Origin of the sequence: Mucilaginibacter mallensis (genome assembly GCF_900105165.1) — a bacterium.
Taxonomy (GTDB): Bacteria; Bacteroidota; Bacteroidia; order Sphingobacteriales; family Sphingobacteriaceae; genus Mucilaginibacter; species Mucilaginibacter mallensis.
This window is the reverse complement of the sequence record NZ_LT629740.1, coordinates 274,979-292,270: the sequence shown is the minus strand read 5'-3', so window position 1 is coordinate 292,270 and position 17,292 is coordinate 274,979. Positions and strand designations below refer to the sequence as shown.

Below are 17,292 nucleotides of genomic sequence, written 5' to 3'. Positions count from 1 at the left end.
AGTTTTGAACTATCTGCACTTTAAATTTTAATTGTTAACTATTTAAGGTAGCCGGCCGCAGTTTGATGATGCGCACCCAGTGCATCAGTTTCATTACCGGGAAAACCGGGTCGAACTCAAACCAACGGGCTGCAAAGTTTGCATTGTTGGGGCGTTTGTGGTGATTATTCTGGAACAGTTCGCCCAGCATTAAAAAATCAAACGGTGTGGTGTTTTTTGATTTATCGTTATTATCAAAATTGGCATAACCATATTTATGACCGCACCAGTTTACAATAGCACCATGAATTGGGCCCATCATAAAGTGTATCGGCAATAATAAAAACATCCACCAATGGGTAGCAAATACTATATAAAAGGTAATGTATAAGCAACCGAATATGATGCGCGATATCATGGTTGAACCATAATAATCAACCAAATGCCACTCAGGGTAATTGCCTTTAAATTCAGCATCAGGTTCTTTTAGTCTTTTTTCATATAGCCTGAAACTTTGCACGGTGTTCCACATCATCTGGAAAACATCAGTAAAGAAATATGGTGAATGCGGATCCTTAGCGGTATCACTATAAGCATGGTGCTCACGGTGCATAATAGCATATGCACGCGGGTTTAAAAATGATGATCCCTGGAAAATAAAAGTCATCAGGTGAAATGTACGCTCGGTAAATTTACTTGTGGTGAACATTTTATGAGAAGCGTACCTGTGTAAGTAAAACGTCTGAAAAAATAGGGAGAGGAACCAGTGAGCTAAAAAGAAAATTAATATGTACACGTAATTGGGTATTGATAGAAAATGAATTGTATTATTTTGCAAAGATACGATTAAAACCTTAAAAAGGATTTTGAAAGCGGATATTTAATCCGTATCTTATACGTTTGAACTGCATTTCATTAACGGATCAGCACCATTTATAGTATAAAAAATGCATCAGATCCAGCCCTGGCGTATGGCTTTGGCTATCAATTCGCCTGTATTGCTGAGGTTGTTTTTGTTCAGCATATTTTTGCGGTGGGTATCAACGGTTTGCTTGCTAATGTTTAATATAGCGCCTATTTCCTTACTTGCTTTTCCCTCAACCAACAGCCGCAGTACCTGTTTTTCGCGCTGGGTGAGTGTTTCCTGGCTATCAATAAACATGCTTTTTACGTCAACATCAAGGTAGGATGGTTCACCCTCCATGCCGATATAGGATAATACCGGTTTGCCGTCGGGTTTTAGGTGTGTAATATCGGTAAGTACGCCCAGTGAACGGGCCACTGTGCCATTATCCTCAAACTGTATGGTAAGCGCCTGGTGCATTACCCGTATATAATCGCCATTCTTCTTTTTTATCCGATAATCACTTCTTACTTTGTACTTTATTATTTTATCGGGCGGCATCTGTGGTAAAAACTGCGCGGTATAACTTTCAAAGCTTAAAAAGTATGGCCTGTCGTCGGGATGTATAATATCTAAATAAAAATCTATTGTAAAATCTGATGGCATATGTCCCAATACAGTTTCAACGCCATCACTTATCAGTTCAAATTCCCTGTCTTTAAAATTAAATATATAATAGAAGTAATTGCCTACCTGGAAAAAAGTAAGTATTTTTTTATAAAGTTCAAGCTCAACTTGTGGAAATTCTGCTATGTTCTCAGTGGCTACACTCTTCCATACCTTGTTGATTTCATCAGCAAACAGTTTCAGTTTCATATATATACGTAATAGGGCAAGGCTGTTCTAAAAGTAATAAAAATACACGAGAATACCTATAAATAGGTATTTCTTTAATGCTAAAACTAAACTATCATTGGGCGTATTATTCTACCTAAACCTTAACATGGCAAAAGCCGTCCGCAATGGGCGGCTTTACTAATTATAGTATAACCAATATTAAGACTAACCATCACGCAAATATTTGATTTTATCATGACCGTTAGTGATCCCTGCCTGCTGTTGCGCAAGTAAAGTTTTCAGACCTGCCGATAAACCATTGCCGTTATTTAATACTTTAACTGATTTTTCGATAGTTTCCATAATAGATAGATTTATCTTTTTAAGATATATGCAACTATCCTGCCAGTATTAAGAATAAAATGGAAGAAATGATCGATGTTTGAACGCGGTTCGTTGACTCATCCCGACTTCGCTCCGCTAGTCGGCCTTCTCTTCATTGCGTGGAAAGAGAGAATATAGATTATGATTTATTTAATGGAATAATCAAGCAGGATTCTGACAGTTGTAAAATCAACGCCTGTTGCATCTTCCTCAATAATCCCTACGCCTTTGGCTATGAAATAATCGAAGGTAATACCTGTAGTAAAGCCGGTGCCGGTGTCCTGTTGAAGATAAAATTTGGTGTGGATAACATTGGTAAAAGTTTTACCGTTTACGGTTCTGCTTATATTCTTTTCAACTATCTGGCCTGCAATGCGGGAAGGAATTCCGCTTAATGTTCCGCTGCCATTAACCTTTGCAATCCATGTACCGTTTACTGCTGTAGTATCGTTCAGATAATAAGTTTCTAATGTATCACTTCCACTCTTTCCCAATGTGGTGTAAATATGTCCGCTATTTGAAAAATAGCCTGACTCTGTCGGAAATACCTGCGATTGGTAAACTGTGCTTACCTGATAATACGTTCTGTTATTAATTACAGTTGAAAGGCCGGTCATGGTAGTGGTGCTGGTATCTAAATCACCGCTGGCATTCTCCTGGTATGTCCAATAGGAGCCTTTGGTTACGGGCTGGTAGGTGTTTGCAGTAGCAAAAAAATTAGCGTAATCGGGTTTATCCAATTTGCAGCCAGCCATTAGCAGCAGTATAGCGGCGTAAAAGTATAACCGATGTTTGATAATGGCCTTCATTGTGGTAACTGTTACCGTATTTTATCAAAATATATTAATTTTTACTAAAATGCAGCTGTATTCAAAAGGGTAGATATGTTATAGAGCCGCTATTGTCGTTTTTACGATTGCGACTTACTCAAAGTTTCAATTAAAATAATTTTTTAGCTGATTTACTTTTAAAACAGCAAAAAATTAAAAGTGTTTTAAAAAAGATTGTAAAAAAACTGAGGATTTTTTATTGAATTATTAACTATTAGTAAAACTTTGAGTTGCTTAAAAAGGACGTGTTTTACGATTTACTTGTGTGTATTGGTAATTTGGTGCAGCAGTGTGTTTTAAAGGTTTTGATTTAATGAATTGTAGTTAAATTTTTAATTTTTTACATTAAAAATTTGCTGGTTGAAAATGGATAAAAGTTGGTTGACTATAATTTTGCCGGATGATTAGTTTACGTAGATTTATAATATGAATGAGTTTGACAAAAATAATTACGAGTTGTGGAAGTGGGGGATATTTTACTACAACCCCAAAGACCCGAATATTATGGTTGAAAAGCGCAGCGGCTTAGGATGGACGTTCAACTTTGGGCATAATGTATCCTTTGTAGTGATGGGGATTATTCTGCTTACTATAATAGGTAGCGTGCTGGTGAGTGCCGGCATTTTGAAAGTTTAGACAAAAAGCCGGATTTTCTTCCCGCGCTTCGTTTGACTCACCCCGACTTCGCTAAGCCGCTTGTCGGCCCTCTCTTCGCCTGCGGCGGAAAGAGGGCTGGAAGATATATTAGGTAACCCTAATCCAAAAAGTGATATAAAAAAACTACCTCGCCTACATAGGCTGGTTTCTTTTGGCCGTCTATCTCCATTTCAACGCCTATGGTGGCTTTGGTAACACCTCTTAAATTTACTATGGCTGCAAGCCTGGCTTTAAGGCGTACCTGGCTGTTTACTATTACCGGTTGTGAAAATCTTAGGCCTTCAATTCCGTAATTGATCTGCATTTTCAGGTTCTGCACATCAGCAATCTGGTGCCAAAAGTAGGGCAGCAGCGATACCATTAAATAACCGTGCGCTATGGTTGCCTTAAACGGGCTTTCAATGGCGGCGCGCTCAGGGTCGGTATGGATCCATTGATGATCAATTGTGGCATGGGCAAATTCGTTTATTTGTTCCTGGGTAACGGTGTGCCAGCCTGAAGTACCGAGCTCCTTACCTAGATAGGACTCAAATTCGCCGTAGTTTTTAATGATGATCATGTTAGTAGTATATAATAGTATGATGTAAAAGTAATAAAGTGCAGGGGATTGGCAAGAAAGGAGCAGGTTTTTATAGATTGGAAGCTACCGCAAGCGTGCTGTGGCTGTTGCACAACGAAGTTTTTGCCTCTCATAATTATTGGTATAGCTTATCATTTTTGATGCCCCGTATTTTATATGTAATGCATATCGGTTGTTATTTGAGACGTTAATAACCATAATATTTCATCCCAAAAGTGGTTTCCTCCGTATTTGATCAACTTTTTAAGATTATAAGCGATTCCAGCCATTATCATACATTTATTGGCCAGTTTTATCCCTATTGTATTTACTTTTCGCATCCCTAGGTATTCGATCAGATTGCCAATGACGGGTTCTACTGTGCTTTTTCTTATCGTCATCATTTGCTACCGTAGTTTGCATTCATACGTTGGTGCATTTCGTCAAACAAGGGGCGTTTCAAAGAATTGGTTAATGTTTTATAGGTTGATGTGCCAATACATTGGGTACGTACAGGGCAATTTTTACAGTCAGACCGTTTGCTCATGTAGGTTTTTGAAACGCCATGGTGGTTCTTGTAACCGATGAACTTTAAAGTATTTCCCTGATCGCATATGTAACGGTCATTTTCCGAATCATAGGTAAATCCTTCCCGCTCTTGTTTATAGGTTCCTGTATTAGGAATGTAGCCATTAATGCCTCTTGATATTAGGCTTTCCAACACCGATGAACTGCTGTAATTTGTATCGGCAATGATTTCTTCAGCCGCTAAACCATACTCTTTTAGGTTATTATCAATTGTATCAAGTACTGAATCAAGGCATTGACAATCTTTCTTATCGGCATGGTAAGCCCCAATACTTGTAATAATATAGCTGGAAGTATCGACGCTCAATTGGCTAAGATAATTAAGCCTTGTTATTTTGCCAGGCTTTACCGACATCCTTGCATCGGGATCAGTAGTACTGACCCGGTTAGCATTACTCCGCTTTTGGGGTGCCACACCCGGCTGGTCGGGATGCTGTGGACTATCATTATCTGATTTATCTTCTTTCAATTGGCTGGTAAATGCCAAAGCATCATCTAAAATAGCTTTTTCCTTAATGCTATCCATTGCTGCATTAGCCTTCACATAGACACTATCAATAGCCTGTCTTTTACCGGTTAACATACCTTTGTCGATGCACTGCTTTAGTACCTGCTTAAATAATTGATTAAATATATCTTCATCATAAAGCTGACGTGTACGGCTCAACGTAGAGTGCCATGGTAACTCTTCATCAACATCATAACCGATAAAATACAGAATATCCAGGCGCATAGAAGCCATATTAATAATTCGCCTGTCGCTTGGTTGATTTTCTAAATAGCCAACAAGTAATAGCTTAAAGAAAACAATCGGGTCAATACTTTTTTGCCCGTCTTTCCCGTAGTACTTTGCAGTAGCAACATATAAGAATTGCAGATCTAATATCTCTTTTAATTTCCTATATATATTATCCGCAGGAACACGGTCAGATAACTGGAAATTGGTGAAGAGTTTTTCCTGATAATGTTTCTTTCCTTGCATGACATTAAGATACTAAAAATCAATGTCTTGACATAATATTTATCAAATATTATTCGTTTGTTGTGCAACAGCCACGTCTCGCTTGTGTGTTTGAATGGACGTTTGTGGTAGCGAAGGGTAGCTTTCGATATAAAGTACCAGATTGAAGTAGTATGTTAATTGTATATATTTATCAAATATCTTTATCGCCGTTAAGGCTGATGCTTAAATAAAACTTAAACTTTAATAAATAAATGGATATCCGATATTTTATTGACCAGGCAAAATTAATGTTAGGCAAGGAGTATACCGATGAAACAATTATTTATGAATTAAAACAGGAGGGGGCTGAACCGAGTGGTATTGTAGGCCTTATAGAAATTGCAAAAAAAGAATTTATAGAAGAAAGAGCGGCGAAATATACCGTATTAAATAAGCGAAACTATTATATGTGGATGTCGCTTTCAATAGCTTCTTTGTTTATCTTTTTGTTTGTGATTCCGTTTTTTGATTTTGCAGTAGGCCATGTCTTTGCTTTATCGTTTTTAGGATCGGCATTATGCTGCTTATTTGCTTTTTATACAATTTCCCATCGTAAAACCTGGAACGAAAACTATGTAAGGAAAATAGGTAAGCCTAAAATACATTACCAGTTTTTGCCTGTTTTGGTGACACCCGGTGTGGTAATTTATTTTTTAATTTCTTTTGCATTTTCTACTGTACAGGATCATGTTTTGAAAGACACACAAGAAGCTACAATAGGGCAAATAGTTTCGGGCAGTTCACTTAAAATAAGAAACCTCAAAGGGGATGAAGCCGATATTTCGAGGTTGGTAGTTAAATTTAATACCAGGGAAGGTAAAACTTATATTGTTACCAAAGATGTTCCTTCATACCAGTTTGAGAAATTTTATAAAGGGCAAGAAATACATATGATCTATTCAAAAATAAATCCTAATAATGTTGACCTTTTGGCAGATGATAATAGTGTTCGGCAATTTGAGAATACAGAACAACGGGATATTACAATGCCCGACCTTTTACATTTGATAACAATTAAACAGTCTGATGTCATCAGCGAATTAAAAAAAATACATAATGGCTGGCAAAATGCCGGAAATGGCAACACGTGGATTAACGAAAGCCTGAAATCTATCATAACATTGCAGCAAAATAAACTAGCATTTGTTGCTAATGACAATAACCCCAATTATACTTTCCCGGATTATTTGAAACAGAATGGATTTAAATTAATGAATAAAGAAGATTCAACCGACGTTTTTCATACTGGTGAAAAGGTGTTCGAGAATAATAAATTTATAGTAAAGATCGGCATGAAAGTTGAAAATGAAGGTTCTGAAGACCATACAATTGTTACCGTAGCCCTAAAGTAAAATATAATTACCACAAGCGGGACGCTTGCTGTAGCGGGGAGAGGTTTATATTGAAGGTGTAGACTAATCTCGACATCTTGTCAATTCCATGCCTATTCCAAGTTTTGACTCACCCCGACATTGCTTCGCTCGTCGACCCTCTCTCCCGCAAGCGGCAAAGAGGGTGAGGCTCCTAAAATAGAAGTTTAAAAACCACCCACCACTTAACTTAATCAACCCAATAAACTAATTACAAAAACCATTTGTAAATAACACAAAAACAGCTATCTTTGCAGTCCCGAAAATGCGGGGTATAATAAACGTTTAATTAATTTAATTTAAAGCAAGTGAATACGTTAAGTTACAAAACTGTCTCAGCCAACAAAAAAACCGTCAACAAACAATGGGTTGTTATTGACGCACAAGGCGAGATTTTGGGGCGCTTGTCCACTAAGATCGCAATGATCATCAGAGGGAAAACCAAGCCGGATTTTACCCCAAACGTAGACTGTGGTGATAATGTAATAGTTATCAACGCAGACAAGGTAAAGTTGACCGGAAACAAATTCAGCGAAAAGCAGTATGTTTCTTACACTGGTTATCCAGGTGGTCAGCGTTTCATTTCTCCTAAGGAGTTAATGGCAAAACATCCAACACGCGTAATTGAAAAAGCCGTGCGTGGTATGTTACCTAAAAGTCGTTTGGGCAAGGCATTGTTTGGCAATTTGCATGTATATGCAGGCGCTGAGCACCCTCATGCAGCACAAAACCCAACTACCATTTAACTTTTATTTTTAAAGGAGAAAAAAAATGCCAACAACAACTAACACTTCGGGCAGAAGAAAAACAGCAGTTGCACGCATCTACCTAACAGATGGCAGCGGCGCAATTATCGTAAACGGTAAAGATTACAAAGAGTACTTCCCTACATTGCCATTACAATACATCGTTACTCAGAGCACTGAGGTTTCTGGTTCAACCGGAAAATTTGATGTAAAAGTAAATGTTGCAGGTGGTGGTGTAAAAGGACAGGCTGAGGCCGTTCGTTTAGCTATCGCGAAAGCAATTGTTGAACTTGATCCTGAAAAGAAACCTTCACTGCGCGCTAAAGGTATAATGACACGTGATGACCGTATGGTTGAGCGTAAAAAACCAGGACGCAAGAAAGCACGTAAGAGATTCCAATTCAGTAAACGCTAATCACAAGGAGACAACAAAATGGCAAGAACAACATACGACGAGTTACTGGACGCTGGTGTACACTTTGGTCACCTTACCCGCAAATGGGATCCGAAAATGTCACAGTACATTTTCATGGAGCGCAACGGTATCCATATTATCGACTTAAACAAAACCTTAACTAAGGTTGAAGAAGCTGCTGCAGCTATAAAACAAATTGTAAAATCAGGCCGTAAGGTATTATTCGTAGCTACAAAGAAACAAGCGAAAGATATCGTGGCTGAATATGCAAAAGGTGTAAACATGCCTTTCATAACCGAACGTTGGTTAGGTGGTATGTTAACTAACTTTGCTACTGTTCGCAAGTCAATCAAAAAGATGTCAAACATCGATAAATTGACTAAAGACGGTACTTACAGCAACCTTTCTAAAAAAGAAAGACTGATGATACAACGTGAGCGTATCAAATTAGAAACATTATTAGGTGGTATCGCGGATCTTAACCGTTTACCGGCTGCATTGTTCCTGATCGACGTTAAGAAAGAGCACATCGCGGTTTCAGAAGCATTAAAGTTAAACATCCCAACCTTTGCAATGGTTGATACCAACTCTGATCCTTCAAACATCGATTTCCCTATCCCAGCGAATGACGATGCTACCAAATCAATTTCATTGATCACCGGTATCATTATCAAAGCTATCGAAGAAGGTTTAGACGAGCGTAAACGCGAGAAAGAAGATGAAGCTGAAAAAGAAGCAGCAGCAGCGAAAGCTAAAGCTGATGCTCCTGAAGCAGTAACACCTGACAGAGGCGAAAGCGGAAAAAGAAGCCGCAAAACAACAGCAACTACTGCTGAAGTTGCCGAAGCTGCTGCCGAAACCGGTACTGAACCAGCTGAAACAGAATAATATTAGTTGAAGGTTGTAGGTTGTGTGTTGTAGGATTTCTTCTTATTACCATAACATACAACCTTTAACTTTGTTAAACACATATTAATGCTGTATGTTATAAAGGGTGTGCTGCCATAGGTATTACCTTTAACTCACAACTCATAACATACAACAATCACCAACAAAAAAAATTAAAAGAATGTCTACATTACAAATATCTGCAGCCGATGTGAACAAACTGCGCCAGCAAACTGGTGCCGGTATGATGGATTGCAAAAAAGCTTTAACCGAAACTAACGGTGACTTTGAAGCTGCTATTGATTTTTTACGTAAAAAAGGCGCTAAAGTAGCTGCCAGCCGTCAGGACAGGGAATCAAACGAAGGTGTTGTTATAGCACGTACTTCTGCAGATGGAAAACGCGGTGTAATTATTGAATTAAACTGCGAAACTGATTTCGTGGCTAAAAATGCTGAGTTTGTTGCTTTTGCTAACGCGATTGCTAACGTAGCAGTAGAAAACGCACCTGCTTCAATTGAAGAATTAGGTCAGTTACAAATTGAAGGTGTTTCAATAGCTGAAGCTATTGTTGACCGTACAGGTAAAATAGGTGAAAAAATAGGTGTATCTAAATATGAAGTTGTTGATGGCGAAAAAGTTATCGCTTACATACATGGTAACTTCCGTTTAGGTGTATTAGTTGCTTTAAGCGCTAACGTTGCCGGTGCTGATGAAGCAGGTAAAGACGTTGCTATGCAAATTGCAGCTATGAACCCAGTTGCTTTAGATAAAGACGGTGTTGACTCTACAACTATCGAGCGTGAGCTTGAGATTGCTAAAGAGCAGATTCGCGCTGAAGGCAAACCAGAAGATATGGTTGAAAAGATCGCTGCTGGTAAGCTTAACAAATTCTACAAAGATTCAACTTTACTAAACCAGGAGTTTGTAAAGGACCCATCTAAAAACGTTGCTCAGTTTTTGAGCACTGTTGAAAAAGGTTTAACAGTTACCGCGTTTAAGCGGGTAGCTTTAGGAGCTTAATTTTATTATCCCCCTCGTTTTTAACGAGGGGGATTTTTTTTGCAATATTGTTTTCTCCTATTGTCATTGCGAGGAGGAACGACGAAGCAACCTCGTCGCATTCAATATGCAAGCGACACATCTCGTATCTTGAATAACTCTGAGACGCAAAATATTGCGTCTCTACAATAAAAGGATTGATATGATAACAGCCTACCATAACCTCCAGCTTATTTCTGATGGCTCCATAGCCCGGAGCAAAGCCGTTTTAGTTGACGGTACCCAGATCGTAAATATTATTGATGAAACTGCCATCCCGCAGGATGCAAACAAAATTGATCTTAGTGGTGCTTTCCTGGCGCCGGGATTGATAGACCTGCAAATTTATGGCAGTGGCGGCAAGCTATTCGCCGGTACACCCGAAGTTGCTGCTTTGGAGCGGATGGAAGATGATCTGCTGAGCCAGGGAACAATCGGCTTTTTTGCTACTATCGGCACTAATAACGATGATATTGTTGAAAAAGGTATTGAGACCGCCAAAACTTATCGCGCAACCTGTAAAGGCAACTTTTTAGGTGTGCATTTGGAAGGTCCGTTCCTGAACCCAATCAAGAAAGGTGCTCATCCCGAAAAGTTCATCAAAAAAGCCACGCTTGAACTGGTACAGAAATGGATTGAGCAGGCAGATGGCGTAATCACTATGATGACCATTGCGCCCGAACTACAGGATGCAGAAGTTGTTGATTATTTAAATGATCATGGGGTGATCTTATCATCCGGCCATAGTAATGCTACTTATCAGCAAGGAAAAACTTTTTTGAATAACCCAATAAAGGCGGTAACGCATTTATTTAATGCCATGCCGCAGATGCATCATCGCGAGCCTGGCTATATCCCTGCCATTTTTGAAGAAAGACCATACACCAGCGTAGTCGCCGATGGCGTGCACGTTGATTTTGCCATGATCCGTTTAGCAAAGCGCGAACTGGGCGATAAGTTATTTCTAATCACTGACGCCGTTACCGCTGCAACTGAAGGTACTTATCAGCACAGGTTTGAAAAAGACCGCTATGTAATGCCTGACGGGACTTTATCGGGCTCATGCCTTACCATGTTAAAGGCCGTACAAAATTGTGTGGAGCATGTAGGTATTAATTTGGCCGAAGCTATAAACATGGCTTCATTATATCCTGCACAACTTGCTTCTTTAACCAAAAAGGGGAAAATCGAAGCGGGTTATGATGCGGATATGATTGTTTTCGACGAGAACTTTGAGGTGCAGGGCACCGTATTCAAAGGCGATTATTTAACAAAATAGACATAAAATTTTAACACTGATTTTTATTATATACTTTTGACAAACAACTACCTCATGAAATATAAAAGAATCCTCCTAAAGCTGAGCGGCGAATCCCTGATGGGCGAAAGACAATACGGTATCGATAATAATCAGGTATTGCAGTACGCACAAGACATTAAAAATGTGCATGACGAAGGCCTGGAAATTGCAATTGTTGTTGGTGGAGGAAATATCTTTAGAGGCCTAAGCGCCGAAAAATCAGGTATGGAGCGCGCCCAGGCCGACTATATGGGTATGCTGGCAACAGTAATTAACTGTATGGCCATGCAAAATGCATTGGAAAGCATCGGTGTTGAAACCCGCCTGCAGTCAGCCATAAAGATGGAGCAGATCTGCGAGCCGTACATCCGCCGCAGGGCAATGCACCACTTACAAGAAAATAAGATCGTTATTTTCGGTGCTGGAACCGGTAACCCATATTTTACTACCGATACTGCCGCATCTCTTCGCGCTATTGAAATTAAGGCCGATGTGGTTTTAAAAGGTACCCGCGTTGACGGCATCTACACCGCCGACCCTGAGAAGGACCCAACAGCAACCCGTTACGACGAGATTACTTTCCAGGAAGTATACGACAAAGGCCTTAACGTAATGGACATGACAGCCATCACCCTTTGCCAGGAAAATAAACTCCCAATCATCGTTTTCGATATGAACAAACCAGGTAATTTCATGAAAATTGCCAAAGGTGAAGCTATCGGAACGTTGGTTAAATAAAGAGCGCATTCCTTCTCCACGCGTCATACTGGGAACTGCGGATAAACTATTAGATTTTTCAAAGTGCCTATTAATGGGTAGGAATTTAGTTAAGGTAGAAATGATACTTTTTACTATTTTTGTCCAAAATATTAAACGATGAGCGAACTCGTTAAAAAACAGGTAACTGATGCAAAGGCTTTAATGGACAAAGCTATTGACCATTGCGAAAGCGAATTACAGAAAATACGTGCAGGTAAAGCAAACCCTGCTATGTTGGATGATATTATGGTTGATTACTACGGTAGTCCAACCCCGTTGAGTCAGGTAGGTAATGTAAACTCGCCCGATGCCCGTACCCTTGTGGTGCAGCCATGGGAAAAATCATTATTGGTGCCGATAGAGAAAGCTATTAAAGAAGCTAACTTAGGTTTAAACCCACAGAACGACGGTGTTATTATCCGTATTAACGTACCGCCGCTTACTGAAGAGCGTCGCCGCGATTTAGTTAAAAAAGTTAAGGCTGAGGCTGAAACCGGTAAAATTGCGATCCGCAATATCCGTAAAGATGCCAATGAAAAAATAAGGAAACTGAAAACCGAAGGCGTATCAGAAGATGAAATGAAAACCGGCGAAGGTGAGATCCAAAAGCTTACTGATGCCTATATCATCAAGGTTGATCACCATTCTGAAGCTAAGGAAAAAGACGTGATGACGGTGTAAATACCAACCTAATGTCAAATTAAAGGGAATGAGCTTGTTAGCCATTCCCTTTTTTTATTTTTGCAGAAATCAAAAATTTTAATGAAAATACTCCTATCATATCTTAAAGAATATCGTGGTATTATTGTTTTTGCCCTCTTCCTGGCGGCAATGAACATCGGCTTTTCGCTTATAGACCCCTATATTTCGGGCCGTATATTGGATAAGGTTATCAACCAAAGTGATAAACTGGCCTTTAGTGTTTACCTGGCGGGTACATTAAAGCTGGTAGGTATGGCTATTGGTGTTGCCATGGTATCGCGTATAGCAAAAAACTTCCAGGATTATTATACCAATATCATCACACAAAAAGTTGGTGCCAAAATGTATGCCGATGGTTTAAAGCATTCGCTTGAACTGCCCTACCAGGTTTTTGAAGATCAGCGCAGCGGCGAAACACTGGGCATATTGCAAAAGGTACGTTTGGATAGCGAGGCATTTATTACCGCCTTTATCGGTATATTATTCGTGAGCCTTACCGGGATGACCTTTGTTATTATTTACTCTCTATCCATAAGCTATAAGGTAACGTTAGTGTATCTGGCAGCTATTCCTATTATCACTTTTGTAAGTACTTCGCTAAGCCGCAGGATCAAGAAAGTACAAAGGAGCATCCTGTCTGAAACTACGGCGCTGGCCGGATCTACAACCGAATCATTAAGGAACATCGAGCTGGTAAAAAGTTTGGGTCTGGTTAAGCAAGAGATAGGCCGTTTAAATAATACTACCTATAAGATCCTCGGCCTTGAGCTTAAAAAGGTGAAATATGTGCGCAGCATGAGCTTTGTACAAGGCACCACCGTTAACTTTATACGCAGCGTGATGATGGTGGTATTACTGTTGCTGATATACGACCATACCATAACAGCGGGACAATATTTAAGCTTATTATTCTACTCATTCTTCCTATTCAATCCATTACAGGAGCTTGGAAACGTGATCGTTTCATGGCGCGAAGCCGAGGTTTCACTGGCTAATTTTGACCGTATAACCAGTACGCCAATCGACAAGAAACCAGAGAAACCTGTGCTGTTGGAAAAAGTAAATACGCTAACTTTTGATAACGTGAGCTTTAAACACCTCACCGCAAACCGCAACGCGCTTAACCATATTGATTTTGAGGCTAATAATAGTGAAACGATAGCATTTGTTGGCCCATCGGGATCAGGTAAAACCACACTGGTAAAATTGCTGGTAGGCTTATATCAGCCATTAGAAGGCGATATTTTATACAATAATGTATTAAGTAAGGATATAGACCTTGATCAATTACGCGAAAAGATTGGCTTTGTAACTCAGGATACCCAATTATTTTCGGGAACTATCCGCGAGAATTTATTGTTCGTGCGCCCTGAGGCTACTGACGAGGAATGTATGGATGCCTTACAAAGAGCCGCTTGCAGAACATTACTGGCCAGGGCCGATAAAGGTTTGGATACCGTTATTGGCGAAGGCGGTGTAAAGGTTTCAGGTGGTGAAAAACAACGTTTATCCATAGCGCGTGCTTTGTTACGCAGACCTGATATTTTGGTGTTTGATGAAGCAACATCTTCACTGGACTCATTAACGGAAGAAGAGATTACCGAAACTATAAAGGACGTATCTGTATCAGGCGGCCACATCACCATACTTATCGCTCACCGTTTATCAACCATTATGCATGCCGACAGGGTATATGTGCTGGAAAAAGGCCATATCATTGAATCAGGCAAGCACGCTGATCTGCTCGCACAAAAAGGCTTATACTACGCCATGTGGAGGCAACAGATTGGTGAGAAGTTAGAGGTTGAGGAAGCGTAAGAAATAATAATTTCAATAAAAATGGGGCATGTTGTCCGCTAACCAGCGGATCAGCATGCCCCATTTACCGGTTATACATCACAAGCAATTCGATTATTTAATCCTATTCGTAATTCCTCCATATCTTGCAATAACACTTTTAGAAAAGCCCTCATTATCAATGAGCTTTCTTTATATTTACTAAATAACTTCATCGGCTATGAAAAGAAGATATTTAGTAATAATATTACTACTAACCTGTTACACTATTTCCCACGCGCAAACTACAACTCAAAAATCAACTATCATTGATTCGGTATTTGTTTGTCCGCCCTGTGGCAGTTGTGATTACCAGACTTTTGATAAAGCCGGGAAATGCCCGATGTGCGGTATGACATTGATCAGTATGTCACTAAACGATTTCAAAAAACAGCTCAATTTAAAACCTGTTACCGTTTGTTTTTATATCCAGGATGGGGTTGAACTCCTTGATTTTGCCGGGCCGATGGAAGTTTTCACCACAGCAGGGTTTCACATAGTAACTGTATCAAAAACAAAAAGTGAGCTGCATACCAATGGCTTGTCATTTATCCCTCAATACAGCATAAAGGATGCCCCAAAGGCTGATGTATTGGTGGTATTTGGCGGCAGTTTTGCGGCAACAGTAGCAGATACAGCTGTGATCTCATGGATACGCGCGCAAAGGACAACAGCATCTTACTTCCTGTCCGTTTGTACAGGCGCCTATATTTTAGGCAAGGCCGGCATACTTGATAATATGACCGCTACCACCTATTTCTTACAGATTGATAACCTGCAAAAGGCGTTTCCCAACACAAAAGTATTAGCCAATACCCGTTTTGTTGATAATGGGAACATAATTACCACTGCAGGTATCTCAGCCGGGATTGATGGTGCACTTCACCTGGTTGAAAAGCTCCGTGGCCGTGATTATGCCAAAAGCATTGCCCAAACTATTGAATATGATAAATGGATACCTGAACAGGGATTGGTTTTGAATAAAGGGAATTAAGAAAATTGTTGTGTGTGTTGTAAGTTATAGGTAGGAAGGAGTTTACTTACAACCTTCAACTCACAACCTACAACACCATAATCACGCCGCCTTCATAATATACTTTACCAAACTTCTTTTAGCCACAGGCAGCAACGTTTGCTCCAGCGGGAAACTGATATCGCTTTGCACATAATACACCGCCGGGTTGGGCAGATGTTTGCGTTGATTAATCAAGTTTAGTTTGATAGCCTCAGGAGTGTTGGTGATGCTTTGCTCGTAAGTATCTACAAATTGGATATTGATGCCACGATACTGATCCTTTGTGTTCTCGAAAATGGTGAGATGATATTCATAGATCCAGTTGGTACGATCGTTGCCATTACGCAGCGAGAAATAGCCCTGGTAAGGCATCAGCGGCACTAAACCTATTGGGTTAATGTTCAGCCGGCTTTCAACAAAATCATATATCTCGCGGCCTGTTTGTATGGCCGGGTCCATTTTTAGCAAGGCGTAGGTAATGATATGCTCTATTTCCTGCATAGTGCTGTCATCCTCCACCATCTTTTTATAGGTCAGCTTTACAGCTTCAATATCAGCCTTGGTTAACCACTGCGGAAAAGCCTGCTGCAATATGGTTTTGTTCTGCTTAAAATCGAGCAGGTTGTTGTAGTGAAACACCAGATCGGTGAGGTTTGGATAGAGTTTACTTTTATCAAAGTGGCGGTTTATCTCCTGCAAATAATCCAAAAGGATGTACTTTTTATGCTCAAAGTCGAGCGAACCTTCTATAAACCAGTTTAAACCTAATGATTTCAATAGCGTAACCTCCTTTTCACTGCTTAAATTAAATAAAAAAAAGCAATTTTGCAATATGCCTTATGGAACCCTCTATTTGATCCCCGTACCTCTTGCCGAAAATGCATCGGCAAAATCATTTACCCCCTACCTTGTTGATACCATCAACAACATTAAGGAGTACATTGTGGAAAATGAAAAAACCGCCCGCAAGTTTCTGAAGGAAGCGGGTCTGAAAACCCCGCAAAGCGAACTGCTGATACATGATTACGGCAAATACAAACGCGATGATACCGCCGACTTTTTCAAAGGACTGCAAGCCGGTACCGATGTTGGCCTGATGAGTGAGGCCGGTTGCCCCGGCGTTGCTGATCCCGGATCGGAGATTGTGGAGAAAGCACACCGCATGGGTATAAAGGTTGTTCCATTAGTTGGGCCAAGCTCTATTTTACTGGCGATAATGGCTTCCGGGTTTAACGGGCAAAGCTTTACCTTTCATGGTTATTTGCCTATTGACAAGGTAGAGCGCAGCAAAAAGATAAAAGAACTGGAAGCTTTGGCGATAAAGAACAATCAAACTCAATTGTTTATTGAAACACCTTTCCGTAATAACCCAATGCTGGAGGAGATACTGAAAACTGCCAACCCCAAGACCCGCCTGTGCATAGCCTGCGACCTTACAGCAGAAACGGAGTTTGTACAAACCAAACCCATATCCGAGTGGCAGAAAAAAGTACCCGACCTGCATAAAAGGCCAACCATTTTCTTACTATTCCGTTGAGGAT

The 17,292-nt window shown here is 40.0% G+C and carries 20 protein-coding genes; 12 read left to right on the top strand and 8 right to left on the bottom strand.

The features are described 5' to 3' along the window. Positions 1-34 precede the first annotated feature (34 nt). From BLU33_RS01195 to BLU33_RS01185, 4 genes are all read right to left on the bottom strand, one after another. Entirely contained in the window at positions 35-775 is a 741-nt protein-coding gene (locus tag BLU33_RS01195) for an acyl-CoA desaturase (RefSeq protein WP_091367947.1), read from the bottom strand. 156 nt (positions 776-931) lie between these two features. Beyond that, a complete protein-coding gene (locus BLU33_RS01190; RefSeq protein WP_091367944.1) occupies positions 932-1,699 on the bottom strand; it encodes a LuxR C-terminal-related transcriptional regulator in 768 nt (255 codons plus the stop codon). A 186-nt stretch (positions 1,700-1,885) separates the two neighbouring features. Continuing rightward, positions 1,886-2,023 (bottom strand): hypothetical protein, encoded by a 138-nt coding sequence (locus BLU33_RS24970; RefSeq protein WP_157682013.1) that lies wholly within the window; start codon positions 2,021-2,023, stop codon positions 1,886-1,888. A 167-nt stretch (positions 2,024-2,190) separates the two neighbouring features. Beyond that, positions 2,191-2,853: a hypothetical protein gene (locus BLU33_RS01185; RefSeq protein ID WP_091367941.1), complete on the bottom strand. Its 663-nt coding sequence runs from the start codon at positions 2,851-2,853 to the stop codon at positions 2,191-2,193. Between the two features lie 447 nt (positions 2,854-3,300). Between BLU33_RS01185 and BLU33_RS01180 the strand changes: the two genes are divergently transcribed. After that, a complete protein-coding gene (locus BLU33_RS01180; protein WP_091367939.1) occupies positions 3,301-3,510 on the top strand; it encodes a DUF5808 domain-containing protein in 210 nt (69 codons plus the stop codon). 118 nt (positions 3,511-3,628) lie between these two features. Here BLU33_RS01180 and BLU33_RS01175 read toward each other — a convergent pair whose 3' ends face one another. From BLU33_RS01175 to BLU33_RS01165, 3 genes are all read right to left on the bottom strand, one after another. Next, positions 3,629-4,090, bottom strand: coding sequence for a MaoC family dehydratase (locus tag BLU33_RS01175; RefSeq protein WP_091367936.1), 462 nt, complete (start codon positions 4,088-4,090; stop codon positions 3,629-3,631). Positions 4,091-4,263: 173 nt separating this feature from the next. Continuing rightward, positions 4,264-4,431, bottom strand: a complete 168-nt coding sequence (locus BLU33_RS25660; protein ID WP_394331789.1) for a hypothetical protein — start codon at positions 4,429-4,431, stop codon at positions 4,264-4,266. A gap of 59 nt (positions 4,432-4,490) precedes the next feature. Next, the gene (locus BLU33_RS01165; protein ID WP_091367933.1) at positions 4,491-5,660 is read right to left on the bottom strand and encodes a transposase; all 1,170 of its coding nucleotides are present in this window, start codon (positions 5,658-5,660) and stop codon (positions 4,491-4,493) included. Between the two features lie 233 nt (positions 5,661-5,893). Here BLU33_RS01165 and BLU33_RS01160 point away from each other — a divergent pair, with 233 nt between their 5' ends. From BLU33_RS01160 to BLU33_RS01115, 10 genes are all read left to right on the top strand, one after another. After that, positions 5,894-7,033: a hypothetical protein gene (locus BLU33_RS01160; protein ID WP_091367932.1), complete on the top strand. Its 1,140-nt coding sequence runs from the start codon at positions 5,894-5,896 to the stop codon at positions 7,031-7,033. 326 nt (positions 7,034-7,359) lie between these two features. After that, on the top strand, positions 7,360-7,797 hold the full coding sequence (gene rplM / locus BLU33_RS01155; protein WP_091367931.1) for a 50S ribosomal protein L13: 438 nt from the start codon (positions 7,360-7,362) through the stop codon (positions 7,795-7,797). Positions 7,798-7,822: 25 nt separating this feature from the next. Then, positions 7,823-8,212: a 30S ribosomal protein S9 gene (rpsI, locus tag BLU33_RS01150; RefSeq protein WP_073406958.1), complete on the top strand. Its 390-nt coding sequence runs from the start codon at positions 7,823-7,825 to the stop codon at positions 8,210-8,212. Positions 8,213-8,230: 18 nt separating this feature from the next. Next, positions 8,231-9,100 (top strand): 30S ribosomal protein S2, encoded by an 870-nt coding sequence (rpsB, locus tag BLU33_RS01145; RefSeq protein ID WP_091367929.1) that lies wholly within the window; start codon positions 8,231-8,233, stop codon positions 9,098-9,100. Between the two features lie 181 nt (positions 9,101-9,281). Then, entirely contained in the window at positions 9,282-10,121 is an 840-nt protein-coding gene (tsf, locus tag BLU33_RS01140) for a translation elongation factor Ts (protein ID WP_091367927.1), read from the top strand. A gap of 181 nt (positions 10,122-10,302) precedes the next feature. Continuing rightward, on the top strand, positions 10,303-11,418 hold the full coding sequence (gene nagA, locus BLU33_RS01135) for an N-acetylglucosamine-6-phosphate deacetylase (RefSeq protein WP_091367925.1): 1,116 nt from the start codon (positions 10,303-10,305) through the stop codon (positions 11,416-11,418). A 54-nt stretch (positions 11,419-11,472) separates the two neighbouring features. Then, positions 11,473-12,177 carry a UMP kinase gene (gene pyrH, locus BLU33_RS01130; RefSeq protein ID WP_091367923.1) on the top strand — a complete coding sequence of 235 codons (705 nt, stop codon included), beginning with the start codon at positions 11,473-11,475 and terminating at the stop codon, positions 12,175-12,177. Between the two features lie 138 nt (positions 12,178-12,315). Beyond that, entirely contained in the window at positions 12,316-12,879 is a 564-nt protein-coding gene (gene frr / locus BLU33_RS01125; RefSeq protein WP_091367921.1) for a ribosome recycling factor, read from the top strand. 81 nt (positions 12,880-12,960) lie between these two features. Then, a complete protein-coding gene (locus tag BLU33_RS01120; RefSeq protein WP_091367918.1) occupies positions 12,961-14,718 on the top strand; it encodes an ABC transporter ATP-binding protein in 1,758 nt (585 codons plus the stop codon). A gap of 199 nt (positions 14,719-14,917) precedes the next feature. Beyond that, positions 14,918-15,730 carry a DJ-1/PfpI family protein gene (locus tag BLU33_RS01115; protein ID WP_091367917.1) on the top strand — a complete coding sequence of 271 codons (813 nt, stop codon included), beginning with the start codon at positions 14,918-14,920 and terminating at the stop codon, positions 15,728-15,730. Between the two features lie 81 nt (positions 15,731-15,811). Here the strand turns inward: BLU33_RS01115 and BLU33_RS01110 are convergent, their stop codons facing one another. Next, positions 15,812-16,528: a hypothetical protein gene (locus BLU33_RS01110; RefSeq protein ID WP_091380067.1), complete on the bottom strand. Its 717-nt coding sequence runs from the start codon at positions 16,526-16,528 to the stop codon at positions 15,812-15,814. Between the two features lie 55 nt (positions 16,529-16,583). Between BLU33_RS01110 and BLU33_RS01105 the strand changes: the two genes are divergently transcribed. Then, the gene (locus BLU33_RS01105) at positions 16,584-17,288 is read left to right on the top strand and encodes an SAM-dependent methyltransferase (protein WP_091367914.1); all 705 of its coding nucleotides are present in this window, start codon (positions 16,584-16,586) and stop codon (positions 17,286-17,288) included. Positions 17,289-17,292 lie beyond the last annotated feature (4 nt).

What these genes read in the sequence shown, in the direction of transcription:
- tsf (WP_091367927.1), top strand. Translation starts at nt 9,282, where the DNA reads ATGTCTACATTACAAATATCTGCAGCCGATGTGAACAAACTGCGCCAG.
- BLU33_RS01190 (WP_091367944.1), bottom strand. Translation starts at nt 1,699, where the DNA reads ATGAAACTGAAACTGTTTGCTGATGAAATCAACAAGGTATGGAAGAGT.
- frr (WP_091367921.1), top strand. Translation starts at nt 12,316, where the DNA reads ATGAGCGAACTCGTTAAAAAACAGGTAACTGATGCAAAGGCTTTAATG.
- BLU33_RS01120 (WP_091367918.1), top strand. Translation starts at nt 12,961, where the DNA reads ATGAAAATACTCCTATCATATCTTAAAGAATATCGTGGTATTATTGTT.
- BLU33_RS01165 (WP_091367933.1), bottom strand. Translation starts at nt 5,660, where the DNA reads ATGCAAGGAAAGAAACATTATCAGGAAAAACTCTTCACCAATTTCCAG.
- BLU33_RS25660 (WP_394331789.1), bottom strand. Translation starts at nt 4,431, where the DNA reads ATGCGAAAAGTAAATACAATAGGGATAAAACTGGCCAATAAATGTATG.
- BLU33_RS01180 (WP_091367939.1), top strand. Translation starts at nt 3,301, where the DNA reads ATGAATGAGTTTGACAAAAATAATTACGAGTTGTGGAAGTGGGGGATA.
- pyrH (WP_091367923.1), top strand. Translation starts at nt 11,473, where the DNA reads ATGAAATATAAAAGAATCCTCCTAAAGCTGAGCGGCGAATCCCTGATG.
- nagA (WP_091367925.1), top strand. Translation starts at nt 10,303, where the DNA reads ATGATAACAGCCTACCATAACCTCCAGCTTATTTCTGATGGCTCCATA.
- BLU33_RS01185 (WP_091367941.1), bottom strand. Translation starts at nt 2,853, where the DNA reads ATGAAGGCCATTATCAAACATCGGTTATACTTTTACGCCGCTATACTG.
- BLU33_RS01175 (WP_091367936.1), bottom strand. Translation starts at nt 4,090, where the DNA reads ATGATCATCATTAAAAACTACGGCGAATTTGAGTCCTATCTAGGTAAG.
- BLU33_RS01160 (WP_091367932.1), top strand. Translation starts at nt 5,894, where the DNA reads ATGGATATCCGATATTTTATTGACCAGGCAAAATTAATGTTAGGCAAG.
- rpsB (WP_091367929.1), top strand. Translation starts at nt 8,231, where the DNA reads ATGGCAAGAACAACATACGACGAGTTACTGGACGCTGGTGTACACTTT.
- rpsI (WP_073406958.1), top strand. Translation starts at nt 7,823, where the DNA reads ATGCCAACAACAACTAACACTTCGGGCAGAAGAAAAACAGCAGTTGCA.
- BLU33_RS01105 (WP_091367914.1), top strand. Translation starts at nt 16,584, where the DNA reads ATGCCTTATGGAACCCTCTATTTGATCCCCGTACCTCTTGCCGAAAAT.
- BLU33_RS01115 (WP_091367917.1), top strand. Translation starts at nt 14,918, where the DNA reads ATGAAAAGAAGATATTTAGTAATAATATTACTACTAACCTGTTACACT.
- BLU33_RS24970 (WP_157682013.1), bottom strand. Translation starts at nt 2,023, where the DNA reads ATGGAAACTATCGAAAAATCAGTTAAAGTATTAAATAACGGCAATGGT.